Origin of the sequence: uncultured Tenacibaculum sp. (genome assembly GCF_947502995.1) — a bacterium.
Classification (GTDB): Bacteria; Bacteroidota; Bacteroidia; order Flavobacteriales; family Flavobacteriaceae; genus Polaribacter.
The window spans coordinates 23,191-39,755 of record NZ_CANNBW010000019.1 but is presented as its reverse complement, the minus strand read 5'-3'; the positions used below and the strand labels follow the sequence as shown (position 1 = coordinate 39,755).

Below are 16,565 nucleotides of genomic sequence, written 5' to 3'. Positions count from 1 at the left end.
AAAGACTTACAATATCGCTTTAAGACCTACTATATTTTTTTTACATTTATAAAATCAATAATAGAATGAAGATGAATATAGAGAAATATAAAGTTAATGGAGAAGTAAAATTAAAGAAGAAGAAAACTTTAGAGTATATTGAAGATGCTGAGAAAAAATTAAAAAAAGTACGAAAGAAGATAGCCGATTTACAAAATACAATGTATGCAGAAGGTAAATACAGTGCCTTAATTTGTTTACAAGGTATGGATACTGCAGGTAAAGACAGCTTGGTAAGAGAAGTGTTTAAACAATTTAATGTTAGAGGTGTAGAAGTACATAGTTTTAAAGTTCCTACAGAATTAGAATTAAAACATGATTTTTTATGGAGACATTATATTGCACTACCAGCTAAAGGTAAAGTTGGTGTTTTTAATAGAACGCATTACGAAAATGTACTAGTTACAAGAGTACATCCAGAATATGTGTTTTCAGAAAATATTCCTTCAGTAAAAAGTTTGGAAGACTTAAATGATGAATTCTATCATGATAGAATGGATCGTATCAATCAATTTGAAAAACATATAGCTGCCAACGGAACTATTATTTTAAAGTTCTTCTTACATCTATCTAAAGAAGAACAAAAGAATAGGTTATTACGTCGTTTAAATATTCCTGAGAAAAATTGGAAGTTTTCAACAGGAGATTTAAAAGAAAGAAAACTTTGGAACGAATATCAGTTTTGTTATGAAGATGCTATAAACAGAACATCAACAGATCATGCGCCTTGGTATGTAATACCTGCAGATGATAAACCAACAGCTCGTTTTATTGTAGCACAAACTATTTTAGAAGCCTTTGAAAAGTGTAATTTTAAAGAGCCTACTTTAGATAAAAAACTTTTAGATAAAATTAACGAGTTTAAAGAAGAACTAAATAACGAATAATAGCGTTATTATTGACATCTTTGTACATTTTAAATAATAAATACTACCATTAAAATTTTTTAATAACTATATGGAGTTAAACCTGAAAAAACCTATCGTTTTTTTCGATTTAGAAACAACTGGAATTAATATAGCCACTGATAGAATTGTAGAAATTTCTATACTAAAAATATTCCCTAACGGAACACAAGAAAGTAAAACTTGGTTGATAAACCCTGAAATAGAAATACCACAACAAGCTATAGATGTTCATGGAATTACAAATGAAAAAGTTGTTACAGAACCAACATTTAAAGAATTAGCATCTAAAATAAACGAGATGATATTCGATTCAGATCTTGCAGGATTTAATTCAAATAGATTTGATATTCCGCTTTTAGCTGAAGAATTACTAAGAGTTGGAATCGATTTTGATATGGAAGAAAGAAAAGCCATTGATGTACAAGTAATTTTCCATAAAAAAGAACAACGAACATTAAGTGCAGGTTATAAATTTTACTGTGGAAAAGATTTAGAAGATGCACACTCTGCTGAAGCAGATACATTAGCAACTTATGAAATCTTAAAAGCACAATTAGATAAATATGAAGATATAGAGAATTCAGTAGAAGCGTTAAGTGAATTTTCTTCACATACAAAACGAGCAGATTTTGCAGGATTCATACTATTTGATGAAGATGAAGATGAGATATTTTCTTTTGGAAAATATAAAGGAAGAAAAGTAGAAGATGTTTTAAAAGAAAATCCAGGATACAATTCATGGATTCAACAAGCAGACTTTCCATTATATACTAAAAAAGTATTACGCCAAATAAAAGAACGAATGAGTTCGCCTAAAACGCCTGAAATGACAGATGAAGAAAAATTAAAAGCGTTACAACAAAAATTTAATTTAAGATAACAATGTACATACCTTATAACGAATTACCCAACTCTGCAAGAGTTTGGGTATATCAAGCTGATAGAACATTCACTCAAGAAGAAATAGAAGTAATTTCTGCAAGAGCTTTGTTATTTATTGATCAATGGACCAGACATGGTGAAGATTTAAAAGGATCTTTTGCTATTAAATACAATCAGTTTATAGTATTGGCAATAGATGAAAACTTTAATTCAGCTTCTGGTTGCTCTATTGATGCTTCTGTACGTTTTGTTAAATCTATAGAAGAAGAGTTCAATGTAGATTTAATGGATAAAATGAACATTTCATTTAAAGACAACGATAATATCAATGTTGTAAAACTTTCAGATTTTCAAGAGTTTGCTAAACAACAGAAAATAACTGCTGCTACAGTTGTTTTTAATAATATGGTAAACACTAAAGAAGATTTTGAAACCAAATGGGAAGTTACAGCAGACAAAAGCTGGCATAGCCGATTTTTGGTATAAGAATTGTTTAAAGTAAAGTAATCCCCGACGTTTTAAATAATGAAATTTTAAAGCTCGTTAAATTAACGTGTGAACGATTTATATGAAGAAAAAGATACTATTATTAGCTATAATTTTTACCAGTGTTATTAATGCTCAGCAGTTAGATCCGTTACGAGCAAAACAGTACATTTTACAACAAGAATGGGTAGATAGTATTATTGATTCAATGTCTATAGAAGAAAAAATAGGACAGTTGTTTATGGTACAAGCATATTCTAATAAAGATGCTAAACACGAAAAATTTATTTCTGATTTGATCACAAAATATCATGTTGGAAATTTAATTTTCATGAAAGGAACACCAGAAAAACAAGTAGCGCTCACTAATACGTATCAAAGTTTAACAAAAAAAGTTCCGTTATTAATTGGTTTCGATGGAGAATGGGGATTAGATATGCGCTTAAAAAACACATATCGTTTTCCTTGGAATATGACTTTAGGAGCCATTCGTGATAATAAGTTAATTGAAAAGTTAGGAGAAAGAATAGGGGAACAATGTAAACGAGTAGGAATTCATATCAATTTTGCTCCGGTTGTAGATATTAATACAAACCCAGACAATCCAATTATTGGAAATCGTTCATTTGGTGAAAAGAAAGAAAATGTAGCAGAAAAATCTGTAGCGTTTACAAAAGGAATGCAAAGTGTTGGTGTTTTAGCAAATGCTAAACATTTTCCTGGACATGGAGATACAGCTACTGATTCACATTTAACATTACCATCAATAAATTTTACATTACAACGATTAGACTCTATTGAATTATATCCATTTAAAAGACAGTTTGATGCGGGTGTAGCAAGTGTAATGACAGCGCATTTAAGTATTCCTTCTTTAGAGTCGAATACAAATCTACCGTCTTCATTATCTAAAAATGTAGTTACAGATTTATTACAAGATAAACTAGGTTTCCAAGGTTTAGTTTTAACTGACGGATTAAATATGAAAGGAGCAGCAAATTATGCCACAGCTGCTGAAATTAACTTGGCTACTTTCTTAGCAGGAAATGATATTTTATTGATTCCTCAAGATATTCCGAATACGGTAAAAGCATTTAAAAAAGCTTTAGAGAAAGGTGAATTAGATGAAGAAAGAATTAATAAGTCGGTAAGAAAAATTTTAAAAGCAAAATATTTAGTTGGTTTACAGAAGTTTGATGCAATTAAAACGGACAGTTTACTTGTGGATTTAAATACAGCTAAAGATGAATTATTGCATCGAGATTTAATTAAAAAATCATTAACTGTTCTAAAAAATACAAGAGAAACATTACCAATAAAAAAGTTAGAGTTAAAAAATATAGCTTATGTTGCTTTAGGAGACGATAAAGGAGATGATTTTGTAAAAATGCTTCAGAATTATGCTAAAGTAGATGTGATTTCAGCAAAGCATTTAGATAAACTGACTAAAAAATTAGAAGATTATAATTTAGTAATTGTAGGTTTTCATAAATCGAATAAAAATCCTTGGAAATCTTATAAGTTCTCTAATCAAGATTTAGTTTGGTTGCAAGAAATATCAAGAAACAAACGTGTTATACTTGATGTTTTTGCAAATCCTTATAGCTTATTACAAGTAAAAACATTTACGAATATTGATAATATTATTGTTTCTTATCAAAATAGTAAGTTAGCACAAGAGCTTTCTGCTCAAGCAATTTTTGGAGCTTTTGAGATTTCAGGTAGACTTCCGATAAGTATTAGAAATGAATTTCTAGCAGGAAATGGAATGATTATATCTCCATTAAATCGCTTTGAATATACCATACCAGAAGCTGTAAATTTATCAAGAGATTCATTAAAATATGTAGATCGTTATATTGATACAATTTTACAGCAAAAAATGGCTCCAGGAGGTCAGGTTTTAATTGCGAGACACGGAAAAGTAATTTATCATAAAACTTTTGGTTATCAAACTGATGCTAAACGAAGAAAAGTAAAAAAATCTGATGTTTACGATTTAGCGTCTTTAACTAAAATTTTATCTACTTTACCAGCTGTAATGAAATTAGAAGAAGATAGAAAATTATCACTTCACTCTGATTTAGTTGATTTACTTCCAACTTATAAAGACAGTAATAAAGAGCATTTAAATATCAAACAAATCTTATCGCATTATGCTCGATTAAAATCGTGGATTCCATTTTATACAAGAACAATTGATTCTATCACAGGTAAAGTATCAAAAGAATATTATAGAACTAAAAAATCGAAGCAGTTTCCGATAAAAGTAGCTAAAGATTTATATTTAAATAAAGATTACAAGGATTCTATTTACACCAGAATAAAAGATTCTGATTTAAGAGAAAGAGTAGGATATAAGTATAGCGATTTAGGATATTATATACTTAAAGAGGTTGTTGAAAGAAAGTATAAAAAACGTTTAGATAAAGTCGTAGAAGATGAGTTTTATGCGTCTTTAGGTTTAAATAGAACTTCATATTTACCTCTTGAAAAATTTAATTGGAAAGAAGTAGTTCCTACAGAAAAAGACGATTATTATAGGGAACAATTATTAAGAGGTTATGTTCATGATATGGGAGCTGCAATGCAAGGTGGAGTAGGAGGTCATGCTGGTTTATTTGCGAATGCAAATGATGTAGCTAAAATTATGCAAATGTACTTGCAAGGCGGAACTTATGGAGGAGTAAAATATTTTAGACCAGAAACTATTGAGAAGTTTAATACAAGATATTATCCTCAGGTAAGAAATAGAAGAGGTTTAGGTTTTGATAAACCACAAATAAATCCAAGAGAAAAGCCAACTTGTGGTTGTGTTTCAGAAAATAGTTTTGGTCACAGTGGTTTTACAGGAACTTATACTTGGGCAGATCCAGATACCGGAATTCTATATGTATTTTTATCAAATAGAGTTTATCCGACTATGGGGAATAGAAAATTAGTTAAAAGTAACATAAGAACTAAAATACAGAAGGTTATCCAAGATGCTATTTTGAATTAAATAGTAATTCAACTGTTTTGAAAAATTATCAATTATTAAAAAACAAAATTTTAGAAGAAGGTATTTTAACAAAACAGAAAACCTTCAAAAGAGATGAGTTTATAAAAGCTAAAGGATCTAAGGATACTAATATTTATTTTATAATATCGGGTAGTGTAAAAGTTTTCTTTACCAATAATACAGAAGAACATGTGATGTATTTTGGGTATAAAAACTCAATTATCACCGCAATAGATTCCTTTTTATCTAATTCAATTAGTAATCTTGAAATAAAAGCACTAAAAAAGACTGCTGTTTTTTATATTTCAAAACAAGAATTTTACAATTTTTTAGATACGAATACCGAGTATTTAAAATTGTGGAATGAAATATTACAAGAAATTATATTATATCAATTTGAAAGAGAAAAAGACTTATTACTAACGTCCCCTGAAGAAAGGTATCAGAAAGTATTACATAGAAACCCAGAGCTTTTTCAAGAAATTCCTCACAAACATATTGCAAGTTATTTAAGAATGGCTTCTGAAACATTAAGTAGAATTAAAAAAACGTGACTTCAGTCAATATTTATATTTTCTCTTGTTCGTTTCTTTGAGGTATTAAATTTAATGAAATGGATAATTTTACTATACGATTGTTAACTATAGAAGATGCTGAGATTTTTTTTGAGTTAATTCAAAACAATAAAAGTAGATTAGAAGATTTTTTTGCAGGAACAATAAAATATACCCAAACTAAAGAAAGTACTTTAAATTATTGCAGAACGATAGAAGATAAAATAAAACTAAGAACATACTATCCTTATCTTATTTTTAAAAATGAAAAATTGATTGGTTTTATTGATTTTAAGAATATAGATTGGTCTATACCAAAAACAGAATTAGGAGCTTTTATAGATGTTAATTTTGAAGGGAAGGGTATTATTACTAAAAGTTTTATAACGTTATTAGAAAGTGTCGTTAAAAAGCATGGTTTTAAAAAACTTTTCTGTAGAATATCTCAGCGAAACGTTAGGAGTATTGCATTAGCTGAAAGATGTGGTTTTCGTTTAGAAGGTACAATTTCGAATGACTATCGAACTACTAATGGAGAATTAATTGATTTGAACTATTACGGAAAGGAGTTGTAGTTTTAGTTCTTAAAAGCAAATTCAATAATATTGGCTCCCATTCGTAAAGCTTTTTCTCTTGTTTCTTTTGGGTTATTATGAATTGATTCATCTTCCCAGCCATCACTTAAATCACTTTCATAATCGTAAAAAGCAATTAACCTACCTTCGTAGAATAAGCCAAATCCTTGAGGAGCTTTTTTATCATGTTCATGAATTTTAGGTAATCCTTTTGGAAAATCAAATGTTTGATGATAAATAGGGTGAGAAACAGGTATTTCTTGAAAATTAAGTTTAGGAAATACTTTTTTCATTTCACGACGAATATACTTATCTAATCCATAATTATCTGAAATATGAATAAAACCTCCAGATATTAGATACTTTCTTAAATTCTCTACAGAAGCATCATCAAAATAAACATTTCCGTGTCCGGTTAAAAAAACAATAGGTAAACTAAAAATATCTTCACTATCTGGTGTTACAGTAGCTATATTATAATCTATAGAAGTTTTTGTATTTCTGTTGCTAAAGTTAATTAGGTTAGGTAAAGAAGTAGGATTAGCATACCAATCTCCGCCACCTCCATATTTTAAAATACCAATCTGTTGAGCATTAGTAAATAATGATATAGTAAATATTAAGATAGATAGTATATATTTCATAAGGCCTCTGTAAGCGATAACCAAGATATAAATAAAAAAAAACACCATTCCCTTCTAATGGTGTTTTTTTTGTGAAGAAAGTAGTAAATATTAATCCCTAAATATATTTACTGGTTTATGTAAGTTTTCGATTCAAAGATAGTTAAGTTGTTCGTTTATAGACTCCTGAAACATATGGTTTGGATGTTTTAGGACAACTTTATCAAAAAAAAACACTGTTGATAAACAGTGTTTTGGCTTTTCCCTCTTCATAGAGAGTTTCCTCTCTATAATTCTTCGTAAAAACTTAATAAAATAAAGCATTAAGTTAGTCTTACTTTATTAAGTATACTATTCAAATATAAAATTGAGATCTTAAAATAAAGTCCTAAAACTTATGATTTGGATGTTTTCGGACTAATTAAGGATAAAAAAAATTAACAATTTGAGTTTTTAAAGGCTAAAGGAGTGCATCCAGCGTGTTTCTTGAAAACGTCATAAAATGCAGATTTAGAGTTAAAACCCGATTCTAAACCAATAGAAGCAATAGTGTAGCTCTCGTATTTTGGGTTAAGTAAAAATTTTTTTGCTTGTTCTACTCTCATTTCATTAATATAGTCAACAAAACTTTTTTTAGCATTATTATTTATTATAGCAGATAAAGTACTTGTTCCTATACTTACATCTTTAGATAAGTTTTGGAGTGTATATTTTGGTTGCAAAAATTTTTTATTTGTTTTTACAAAAGAATCAACATTTAAAAAGTGTTCTTCATATTTGGTAGAGAGTTCTTTTTCTTCTTGAATTTCAGCTATAGTTTCGTTTTCACTTTCCTCTCTAATATGTTTTCTTTCTTTTAATATTCTCAAATATTTAATTCCCTGATATCCTAAAATGAAAATAATTACAGTTGTAGATATTCGTAAAGGATAGTAAGAATAAATAAATCCAGAGAAGTTTAAACTGAATTTAATAACCAATGCAAAAACCCAAAGTAAGTAAACAATACCTGTAAGTTTAAAAAAGTTATAAATCCATTTTAAATTATCAAAAGATAGAATTTTTTGAAAAAGTTGTTCTTTTTTTCGAAGTACATAATATGAATACACAAAAATACTAATAGAACTAATAAAGCTGATAAGTTCTTCAAAAGAAGTATAACGTTCGTAAATATAATCTAGTTCTTTTTCAGAAGCTCCTCCGGTAGAAGAGAATATTACAAAACTCACTTGTGCAATACACATCAATAAAAAGACAAAAACAAAATATTTTAATAGCTTTTTTTGATGATCTACAATGTCTAAATAATTAACTAAAAATGCATAAAAGAAAGGACCGCTTAAAAAATGCCAAGGAATTTGAATGTAACTCAACATAAACTTATGTTGAAATAAATTTAAAGCTAAAGCCCAAGATTGAAAGTTGTTAAGGGCAATAGTTAATATCATTAAGTTTAAGAACAGTAGACTTTTATTTTTACCATATTTAGAAAAAAACATGAAAAGGCTTAGGCAAAAACCTAATAAAGCACTTCCAAGTAAAAATACATTAAAAACATCGGTTATGTTAAATGCTAGTAGCATAAATTGATCTTTGGTTGGGGTTAGGGGGACATAAATTTAATAAAATAAATGATTTTATGAAATTTATAGAACGGGTACTTTTCCCCTTAATTACATATAGTTAGCTATTATAATGTAAAAAACTAATATGTTGAACAGCTGTTAAAGCTGCAGTTTCTGTTCTTAAACGACTTTTTCCTAATGATATAGTTGTGTAATTGGACTGCGTGGCTAATGATACTTCTTCTTCAGAAAAATCTCCTTCCGGACCAATTAAAATAGTAATATTAGAATTGAAACTAGATACATTGTTTAAACTTGTTTTCTCCGAAGGATAACAATGAGCAATAAACTTGTCTCCAGAATTTTCTTGTTTAATAAATTCTGAAAATTTTATAGGTTCATTAATAGTCACTGCATGAAACTTTAAAGATTGTTTCATGGCAGCTAACATTATTTTATGTAAACGTTCTGTTTTTACAACTTTTCTTTCTGAATTGTTACAGATTATTGGGGTTATTTCATCAATACCTATTTCTGTGGCCTTTTCAACAAACCATTCTAAACGATCCATGTTTTTGGTAGGAGCAATAGCTAAATGAAGATGATAATTCCATTCTTTAGTTTTTTGCTCAAAATCTATAATCTTAGCAACACATTTTTTATCGCTAGGTACTATTATGGTAGCGGTAAAAACTGTTCCTTTACCATTGGTTATAATAAGTTTATCATCACTGTTTTTTCGAAGTACTTTGACAATGTGACGACTTTCTTCTTTATTAAAGATGATTTCTTTAGTTTCCTTTGTTATTTCTGGATTAAAAAATAGTTGCATTATAAATTTAATCGATAAGTTCGTCTTCTTTTATGTGTAACTGGTTGAAAATCTTTCCAAATTTTGAAAATAGCTGTATTGTCTTCTAATTCAGGAGTTCTAATACAATTTTGAATTCCTTTAGCTGTAAATGTTCTTATATTTTCTCTAAAAATGATTGCTGTTACTCCTTTGTTTTGATAATCAGGATGTACTCCGATTAAATAAAAGGTAATATCCTTTGCGTATTTTCTAGCTCTTAGTAAATGAAATAAACCAAATGGAAATAATTTTCCTTTAGCCTTTTGTAAAGCTTTAGAGAAAGAAGGCATAACTATAGAAAATGCGACCATTTTATTTTCACTATCTACAACAAATTTAATGTATTCAGGATTGATAAATGAAATGTATTTTTTCTTAAAAAACTCTATTTGCGCATTAGAAATAGGAACATAAGTAGATAACTTAGAATAAGTTTTACTAAATAATTCGAACATTTCATCTACATAAGGCATAATGTCTTTGGTATTTGTAAATGTAATCTCTTTTAAGTTATATCTTCTTTGGATTAAATTTCCTGCTTTCTCGTATTTCTTTGCATTTACATTTTTAAATTCGAATTTGTTTTCTAAATATTCTTTTTCTTTAACAAAACCTAATTGTTCTAAATGATCTTTATAGTAAGGAAGATTGTACCAAGTGATCATAGTCCCAATATGATCAAATCCTTCGGTTAAAACACCTGTTTTATCTAAATTATTAAAGCCTACAGGACCTTCAACATATTCTAGGCCTTTTTCTTTTCCTATTTCCTTCGCTTTATTTATTAAAACTTTGGTAACTTCAATATCATCAATAACTTCAAACCAGCCAAAACGTACTTTTTTTATTCCTTGTTTTTCAACTTCGTAGTTATTTATAATCACAGCAATACGACCAACTATTTTTTTATTTCTAATAGCGACAAAAAGTCTAGCATCAGCGTGTTCGAAAACAGGATTAACATTACTATCGAAATTATTTATTTCATCGTTAATAATAGGAGGAACCCAGTATTTATTGCCTTTGTATAAAGAAAAAGGAAATAAAACAAATTGTTTTATTTCCTTTCTTGTTTTTATTTCCTTTAGTTGAATCATAAAACAAATGTATGATTTCTATTGGTCTTCTTTTTGTTCTTCTTTCTCTTTTTTGTCTTTTTCTTTCTTCTTTTTCTTTTCCTCTTTCTTTTTTTCTTCTTCCTCTTCTTTTTTCAGTTCTTCTTCTAATTTTTTAATTTCTTTTTCTAGCTTTTCTTGTTCTTTTTTCTTTCTTTTTTCTTCTTTCTCCTTTTCTTTTTGAGCTTTCCTTAGTGCTTTTTCTTCTGCTTTTTTCTTCTTTTTGGCAGCTTTCTTCTTTTCTTTGGTAGTTTTCTTTTTTGCCTTTTCGTCTTTTTTAGTTAAATCATCTAAAATTGACTTTTTACGAGTTCTACCTCTTGGTTTTTCGTTTACCTCTTCGATAGTTGTGCCTTCTTCTAACTGAGGTTCAGTTTTATCTTTCTTCTTAAATATACCTTTTATCTTATCAATCATTCTTCCAAAGAAACCTTTATTATAGGTTTGAACTTCATCGTCTTCTATTTTATTTCCAAATTCATCAAGTTCTTCAAACTGATCAACATGTCTATCTAATCTATAAGAAACTCCAACACTTCCATAAAAACCAACAGTTTCTTCTTGGAAAGTAGCTCTAAGTGATGAATTTATTTGTAAGTTTTTATTCAATAAATATGCTGCACCAGCTCCCAAATTACTTTGGTTTTCTTGTTTGTTAAATAAAGCTTGATGTTCTGCAAATCCAGACCATCTATCGTTAAAATTATAGGTTCCAGTAACTACGTAAGATAATTCTGGTAAATAGCCTCCAATATAATTGTAGTGGATATTTGTAACTACATTTAGTTTGTGTGAAAACTCATTTTGTAATAAAACTCCAATCTTTGGTGTAATTCCACCTCTAGAATGAAAATCATTCAAAATAGAACCAACATTAAATCCTCCATAAACAGCTACGTGAGGAATCCATCTTTTCCAGTCAAAAGAATGTCTTTTTTTCCAACTTCTAATTTCTTTAGACTTATCTTGATATGTAGGTTTATACACTAAATACTTAGCAGCTATAGTTAATTGACCTAAACTAAACTGAGATCTTGTAGATTGAAATACATTTGTAAAAGCAAATTGATTGCTTTGCAAAGCAGTTGTAAGACTAAATTCTAACTTTTCATCTATGGCACCCATTCTAAAATGCAAGTCTAATCCAGTAGCTCTTGGATTACTAAAAATAGGAGTCTGAGCTTCGAATTGCCTATGAAAAATGCTAGTTTCTAGTTGATAAACTCCAACACCAACACTATAAGGACTTTCAGAAAATCCTGGCCTATTTGAATTTATGACATCGGTATATTGTGCAAATAAAGGAAATGCAACAATTAGGGGGAGTAAATAAAAAAGTCTTTTCATCATAATCAACACGTACAATTTACAACAGTTACAAACATACAGTAAAAATATCAATCCATTAAGTTTACCAAACTATTAACGCAAGGTTTTGGCTCAAATTGTTATTTTTGAATGATTTTTAGAAAAACTATTAACAAGATACTGCAATAAAAATTATATGGGTTTAATAAAAACACTTCTTATAATTGGTATAATTTACTATTCATTTAAATTTTTAGCAAGATTGTTTGCTCCATATTTAATGAAAAAAGCTATGAGTAAGATGGAAGAGAAGATGAGAAATCAGAACCGTCAAAATACTGCAAGTGATATTAAAGTTGGAGAAACAGTAATTGATAAAAAGCCAAATTCAAATAAACAAAGCGATAAATCAGTAGGTGAATATATTGATTTTGAAGAAATAGACTAACCATGAAACTTACGAAGTATTTACCTCACGTAGGAGCAATTGTATTATTTATAGTTGCTTCTTTATTATATTTTAACCCTGTTTTAGGAGGAAAACAAATCAAACAAAGCGATATCACACAGTATATTGGTATGGCTAAAGAGATGAATGATTTTAGAGCAGAAGAAAATAAAGAACCTTATTGGATTGGTAATGCTTTCAGTGGAATGCCTTCATATCAAGTAGGGGCAAGGTTTCCAAACGATTTTGTTAAAGAGTTAGATTATTTGTTACGTTTTCTACCCAGGCCAGCAGATTATTTATTTTTATATTTTTTAGGTTTCTTTTTACTATTAAATGCTTTAAAAGTAGATTGGAAAGTTTCTATTTTAGGAAGTTTAGCTTTTGGTTTTTCAACGTATTTGATTATCATTTTTGGTGCTGGGCATAATGCCAAAGCGCATACAATAGCATACATGCCAGCTGTAATTGCAGGAGTTTTATATGTTTTTAAAAAAAGATATTTGTTAGGTTTTATAGTTACTTCTTTAGCTATGGCCTTAGAGATAGCAGCTAATCATATACAGATGACCTACTATTTAGGTTTTTGTATTCTGATTTTAGGAATTGTAGAAGTGATAGATGCCTTTAAGAATAAAGAATTACCAACTTTTGCTAAACAAGTAGGAGTTTTACTAGTAGCTTTTATTATTGGTATTGGAACTAATTCAACACGATTATTATCCACTAAAGAATATGCAAACTTTAGTACAAGAGGAAAATCTGAGTTAACTATAAATCCAGATGGATCTCCTAAAAAGAAAACAAAAGGTTTAGATAAAGCTTATATTACAGAATATAGTTATGGCATTTTAGAAACTTTCAATCTAATTATTCCTCGTTACATGGGAGGTGGAACAGTTGAAAAATTAGGTGAAGATTCTGAATTTTATAAAACTTTAGAAAAAAACGCAGGAAAAGCTGTTGCTAAAGATTATTCAGAACAAGTATTAACCTATTGGGGTGAACAACCAATTGTAGAAGCTCCAGCTTACATTGGGGCAGTAGTTTGGTTTTTATTTTTTCTCGGAATTTTCTTTGTAAGAGGAAAGCTGAAATATTGGTTAGTTAGTGCTACGATTTTTTCTTTATTACTTAGTTGGGGTAAAAACTTCTCGATCTTAACTAATTTATTTATCGATTATGTACCACTTTACAATAAATTCAGAGCAGTTTCTTCAATACAAGTAATTGCCGAATTATGTGTGCCTTTATTAGGTGTTTTAGGTCTCAAAGAGTTCTTTTATAGCAAACAAACTGCAGAAGAAAAAACAAAAGGATTAATAAATGCAGTTTTGACTACAGGTGGAGTAATTATTGCAGGGTTAATTTTTGCACACATGTCTTCTACCTTCGAAGGAATAAGAGATGAGCAGTATAAACAATTACCAGCTTTAGTTGAAGCTTTAATAGCTGATAGAAAATCTATGTTGCTTACAGATACGTTAAGATCCTTAATTTTAGTAATACTTTCAGGAGGAGTTTTATGGTTGTTTTTAAAAGACAAAGTAAAGTTAGCACCAGTAATTATTACCGTAAGTGTTTTATTACTTTTTGATTTACTAAGTGTAGATTTAAGATATGTTAATAAAGACGATTTTACTTCAGCTAGAAATGTAGAAAGACCTTTTATTGCAAATGAAGCTGATAAAAAAATATTACAAGACAAAACTCATTTTAGAGTAGCTAATTTTTCTACCAACTTAATGAATGAAGGTAGAACTTCTTATTTTCATAACTCAATAGGAGGGTATCATGCAGCTAAAATGATGCGTTATCAAGAGCTTTTCGAATATCAAATTGCTCAGAATAATTTGGAAATGTTGAATATGTTAAATACGAAATACTTCATAGGTAGTGAAACAGACATTCAACTAAATGATAAAGCTAATGGAAATGCATGGTTTGTTTCTAAGTTAGACATAGTAGATTCAGCGAATGATGAAATGAAAGCTTTAAAATCGATTAATACTAAAGAACAAGCCGTTATTAGAAAAAGTGATTATTCAGGTACAGATACTTATGCTAAAGACTCCTTATCGTTTATTCGTCTTGAAAAGTATGAACCAAATCATTTAACATATAAAAGTAAATCTACTAATAATCAGTTTGCTGTATTTTCTGAGATCTATTATAAAGATGGCTGGAATGCTTATGTTGATGGAAAATTAGAACCACACTATCAAGTAAATTATGTTCTAAGAGGTATGAATCTTCCTAAAGGAGAACATAAAATCGAGTTTAAATTTGAGCCAAAAGTAATTCAAACTGGAAATAAAATATCTTTAATCTTCTTAGCTTTATTTGTTTTGGTTTGTATAGGATGGTATTATTTAGAAAAAAAGAAAACTACTCCTTTAAATTCTTAATGTAAACTGAAGGAGTAATATTCATATATTTTTTAAAGACTCTAGTAAAAGCAGAAGCGTTTGTATATCCAACTTCTTCTGCTAATGCTTGTACAGAATAATTACGATATACTTTATCATTGTTTAGCTTTTCTACAATATAATCTATCTTTTTTCTACTGTAATATTGTTTAAATGTTTCGTTTTTATTTTTATTGAAAACAAACGAAATGTAAGTAGAATTTGTCTCTAGTGCTTTAGCTAATGTGTTTATTGTGAAATCAGATTTCAAAAAGCTAAGCTCATTGTCTACAGTATCAATTTTAGTTAAAATTTTCTTTTCAAGTTCTTCGTCAATATTATACTCAACTTTTTGAGATTCTTTTTCTTTAGGAGTTTCAATCTCAATGTTTTCTTCTTTTTCTTTATTTTGAATGCCTACAATTTCTTTTTTGTATTTTTTTCTTTTGAAGAGAAAGAATCCAGAAGCAATTAATAAAATGAAAATACAGCCTAAAATGATATTCGTGTATTTATTCTTCTCACTTTTTATTATGGATTTGTTAAGCTCTTTAATTTTTTCGATATCGTTATCGTATAATAATTGATAAGTTTTGTCTTTACGGGCTCTAGTTTCATCAATTTCTTTAATTGTTAATTCAGAGTATTTGTAAGCACTATCAAGCTTTCTGTTTTTAAAATATTGATCTGATAAAATATTATAGCCAGTAACTAAAGAACTCTTTCTAATATTTTGAATTCTAATTAACTTTTGAGCATAAAAAATAGCTGAATCAATTCTCTTTAAATTTTGAAAACAAATAGCTTTGTTCAAATAAGCTTCCTGACGATATTCATGACCATTACTAATTTTAGAATATGTATCTACAAGATCTAAAGCTTTTTGGTATTCTCCTTTAGCAATGTATACTTCTGTCATTTTTAAAGTATACATTAGTTCAGAGTCAGAATGTACAGGTATAAAAAGTTTGGTATACTTATAAGCTTCGTTATAGTAATGTATTGTAGAATCTAAAAGTGCTGTATTGTTTTTATTTTTACTTAAAAGTAAATATGTTTTACCGAGTAGATTATTAGCATCAGCTTTTTTAGTTATAATATTATTAAAATTAATTGTATCTGTTTGATCAGCTTTTTTATTCTTTAATGCTCGTACAACTTTTAATAAAATTTCTTTTGAATCATCTTCTAACTTTAATTCATTTTTTATTAAAGCTTTAGACATCTCTATAGTGACCAAGTAATGAAATTTATCAATTTTTTTATCATCAATAGACTTTACATAATCTGAAAATTTTACAAGTTCATTATACGCTTTTTCAAATTCTTCAGTGTTTTTATATAACCAAAATAAACGGTTAAAAACTCCTATTTTAGTTTTAATTACACAAGGATTAATATTGTCGTTTTGTAAGATGAAATTTGTTTCTTCAAGTAATTTTATGGCTTGTTTTTCTACTTCGCTATAATTCTTATTTTTATAATGATAATATATAATAGCATTTTTACAGCTTAATCGAACGCATAAGTTTTTTGAGTTTATATTTTTATTTGCATAATAATATAAACTATCGAGATTTGAGTCTTTATAATAAGACAATTTAACCTCAAAATCTTCTCTAGAATCAAGTTGAGCTCCGCAAAAAGAGCACACAAGAATGAATAAAAAGAATAATTTTTCTTTCAATTTACAGCGGATTATTTGGTTGGTTTTTCTTCTTTTTAGCTAAGAAGTTTGCATACATTTTATAAAATGTGCAATATAAAACTTTTTAAATATTGTGAATAAAATTAGTTTTG

At 28.2% G+C, this 16,565-nt stretch carries 14 protein-coding genes; 8 read left to right on the top strand and 6 right to left on the bottom strand.

Annotated features, from left to right (window positions below; all coding sequences use genetic code 11):
• Positions 1–71: 71 nt before the first annotated feature.
• The 6 genes from Q1A46_RS15730 (at position 72) to Q1A46_RS15705 (ending at position 6,445) form a co-directional block, all read left to right on the top strand.
• On the top strand, positions 72–926 hold the full coding sequence (locus Q1A46_RS15730; protein WP_373456514.1) for a PPK2 family polyphosphate kinase: 855 nt from the start codon (positions 72–74) through the stop codon (positions 924–926).
• Between the two features lie 70 nt (positions 927–996).
• Positions 997–1,827, top strand: coding sequence for a 3'-5' exonuclease (locus tag Q1A46_RS15725; RefSeq protein WP_299680850.1), 831 nt, complete (start codon positions 997–999; stop codon positions 1,825–1,827).
• Between the two features lie 2 nt (positions 1,828–1,829).
• The gene (locus Q1A46_RS15720; protein WP_299680848.1) at positions 1,830–2,315 is read left to right on the top strand and encodes an ABC transporter ATPase; all 486 of its coding nucleotides are present in this window, start codon (positions 1,830–1,832) and stop codon (positions 2,313–2,315) included.
• Between the two features lie 82 nt (positions 2,316–2,397).
• Positions 2,398–5,316 carry a glycoside hydrolase family 3 N-terminal domain-containing protein gene (locus Q1A46_RS15715; protein WP_299680845.1) on the top strand — a complete coding sequence of 973 codons (2,919 nt, stop codon included), beginning with the start codon at positions 2,398–2,400 and terminating at the stop codon, positions 5,314–5,316.
• A gap of 17 nt (positions 5,317–5,333) precedes the next feature.
• On the top strand, positions 5,334–5,870 hold the full coding sequence (locus tag Q1A46_RS15710) for a Crp/Fnr family transcriptional regulator (protein ID WP_299680842.1): 537 nt from the start codon (positions 5,334–5,336) through the stop codon (positions 5,868–5,870).
• A gap of 59 nt (positions 5,871–5,929) precedes the next feature.
• On the top strand, positions 5,930–6,445 hold the full coding sequence (locus Q1A46_RS15705) for a GNAT family N-acetyltransferase (RefSeq protein ID WP_299680840.1): 516 nt from the start codon (positions 5,930–5,932) through the stop codon (positions 6,443–6,445).
• A gap of 2 nt (positions 6,446–6,447) precedes the next feature.
• Here the strand turns inward: Q1A46_RS15705 and Q1A46_RS15700 are convergent, their stop codons facing one another.
• From Q1A46_RS15700 to Q1A46_RS15680, 5 genes are all read right to left on the bottom strand, one after another.
• Positions 6,448–7,089: a DUF4159 domain-containing protein gene (locus tag Q1A46_RS15700; protein ID WP_299680836.1), complete on the bottom strand. Its 642-nt coding sequence runs from the start codon at positions 7,087–7,089 to the stop codon at positions 6,448–6,450.
• A gap of 416 nt (positions 7,090–7,505) precedes the next feature.
• A complete protein-coding gene (locus tag Q1A46_RS15695; protein WP_299680833.1) occupies positions 7,506–8,651 on the bottom strand; it encodes an AraC family transcriptional regulator in 1,146 nt (381 codons plus the stop codon).
• Positions 8,652–8,751: 100 nt separating this feature from the next.
• The gene (locus tag Q1A46_RS15690) at positions 8,752–9,465 is read right to left on the bottom strand and encodes a 16S rRNA (uracil(1498)-N(3))-methyltransferase (protein WP_299680831.1); all 714 of its coding nucleotides are present in this window, start codon (positions 9,463–9,465) and stop codon (positions 8,752–8,754) included.
• Positions 9,465–10,583, bottom strand: coding sequence for a GTP cyclohydrolase (locus Q1A46_RS15685; protein WP_299680828.1), 1,119 nt, complete (start codon positions 10,581–10,583; stop codon positions 9,465–9,467). Before Q1A46_RS15685 ends, Q1A46_RS15690 begins: the two co-directional genes overlap by 1 nt.
• A gap of 18 nt (positions 10,584–10,601) precedes the next feature.
• Complete coding sequence (locus Q1A46_RS15680) at positions 10,602–11,951, bottom strand: transporter (protein ID WP_299680825.1); 1,350 nt, start codon at positions 11,949–11,951, stop codon at positions 10,602–10,604.
• A 154-nt stretch (positions 11,952–12,105) separates the two neighbouring features.
• Between Q1A46_RS15680 and Q1A46_RS15675 the strand changes: the two genes are divergently transcribed.
• Together Q1A46_RS15675 and Q1A46_RS15670 are read left to right on the top strand one after the other, a co-directional pair.
• Positions 12,106–12,357 (top strand): DUF4834 family protein, encoded by a 252-nt coding sequence (locus tag Q1A46_RS15675; RefSeq protein ID WP_299680822.1) that lies wholly within the window; start codon positions 12,106–12,108, stop codon positions 12,355–12,357.
• A 2-nt stretch (positions 12,358–12,359) separates the two neighbouring features.
• Positions 12,360–14,765, top strand: coding sequence for a YfhO family protein (locus Q1A46_RS15670; protein ID WP_299680819.1), 2,406 nt, complete (start codon positions 12,360–12,362; stop codon positions 14,763–14,765).
• On the opposite strand, the gene Q1A46_RS15665 is transcribed toward Q1A46_RS15670, so the two are convergent.
• Positions 14,746–16,452: an AraC family transcriptional regulator gene (locus Q1A46_RS15665; protein ID WP_299680816.1), complete on the bottom strand. Its 1,707-nt coding sequence runs from the start codon at positions 16,450–16,452 to the stop codon at positions 14,746–14,748. The genes Q1A46_RS15670 and Q1A46_RS15665 overlap by 20 nt on opposite strands.
• Positions 16,453–16,565: the final 113 nt, after the last annotated feature.

What these genes read in the sequence shown, in the direction of transcription:
- Q1A46_RS15730 (WP_373456514.1), top strand. Translation starts at nt 72, where the DNA reads ATGAATATAGAGAAATATAAAGTTAATGGAGAAGTAAAATTAAAGAAG.
- Q1A46_RS15725 (WP_299680850.1), top strand. Translation starts at nt 997, where the DNA reads ATGGAGTTAAACCTGAAAAAACCTATCGTTTTTTTCGATTTAGAAACA.
- Q1A46_RS15720 (WP_299680848.1), top strand. Translation starts at nt 1,830, where the DNA reads ATGTACATACCTTATAACGAATTACCCAACTCTGCAAGAGTTTGGGTA.
- Q1A46_RS15715 (WP_299680845.1), top strand. Translation starts at nt 2,398, where the DNA reads ATGAAGAAAAAGATACTATTATTAGCTATAATTTTTACCAGTGTTATT.
- Q1A46_RS15705 (WP_299680840.1), top strand. Translation starts at nt 5,930, where the DNA reads ATGGATAATTTTACTATACGATTGTTAACTATAGAAGATGCTGAGATT.
- Q1A46_RS15700 (WP_299680836.1), bottom strand. Translation starts at nt 7,089, where the DNA reads ATGAAATATATACTATCTATCTTAATATTTACTATATCATTATTTACT.
- Q1A46_RS15695 (WP_299680833.1), bottom strand. Translation starts at nt 8,651, where the DNA reads ATGCTACTAGCATTTAACATAACCGATGTTTTTAATGTATTTTTACTT.
- Q1A46_RS15690 (WP_299680831.1), bottom strand. Translation starts at nt 9,465, where the DNA reads ATGCAACTATTTTTTAATCCAGAAATAACAAAGGAAACTAAAGAAATC.
- Q1A46_RS15685 (WP_299680828.1), bottom strand. Translation starts at nt 10,583, where the DNA reads ATGATTCAACTAAAGGAAATAAAAACAAGAAAGGAAATAAAACAATTT.
- Q1A46_RS15680 (WP_299680825.1), bottom strand. Translation starts at nt 11,951, where the DNA reads ATGATGAAAAGACTTTTTTATTTACTCCCCCTAATTGTTGCATTTCCT.
- Q1A46_RS15675 (WP_299680822.1), top strand. Translation starts at nt 12,106, where the DNA reads ATGGGTTTAATAAAAACACTTCTTATAATTGGTATAATTTACTATTCA.
- Q1A46_RS15670 (WP_299680819.1), top strand. Translation starts at nt 12,360, where the DNA reads ATGAAACTTACGAAGTATTTACCTCACGTAGGAGCAATTGTATTATTT.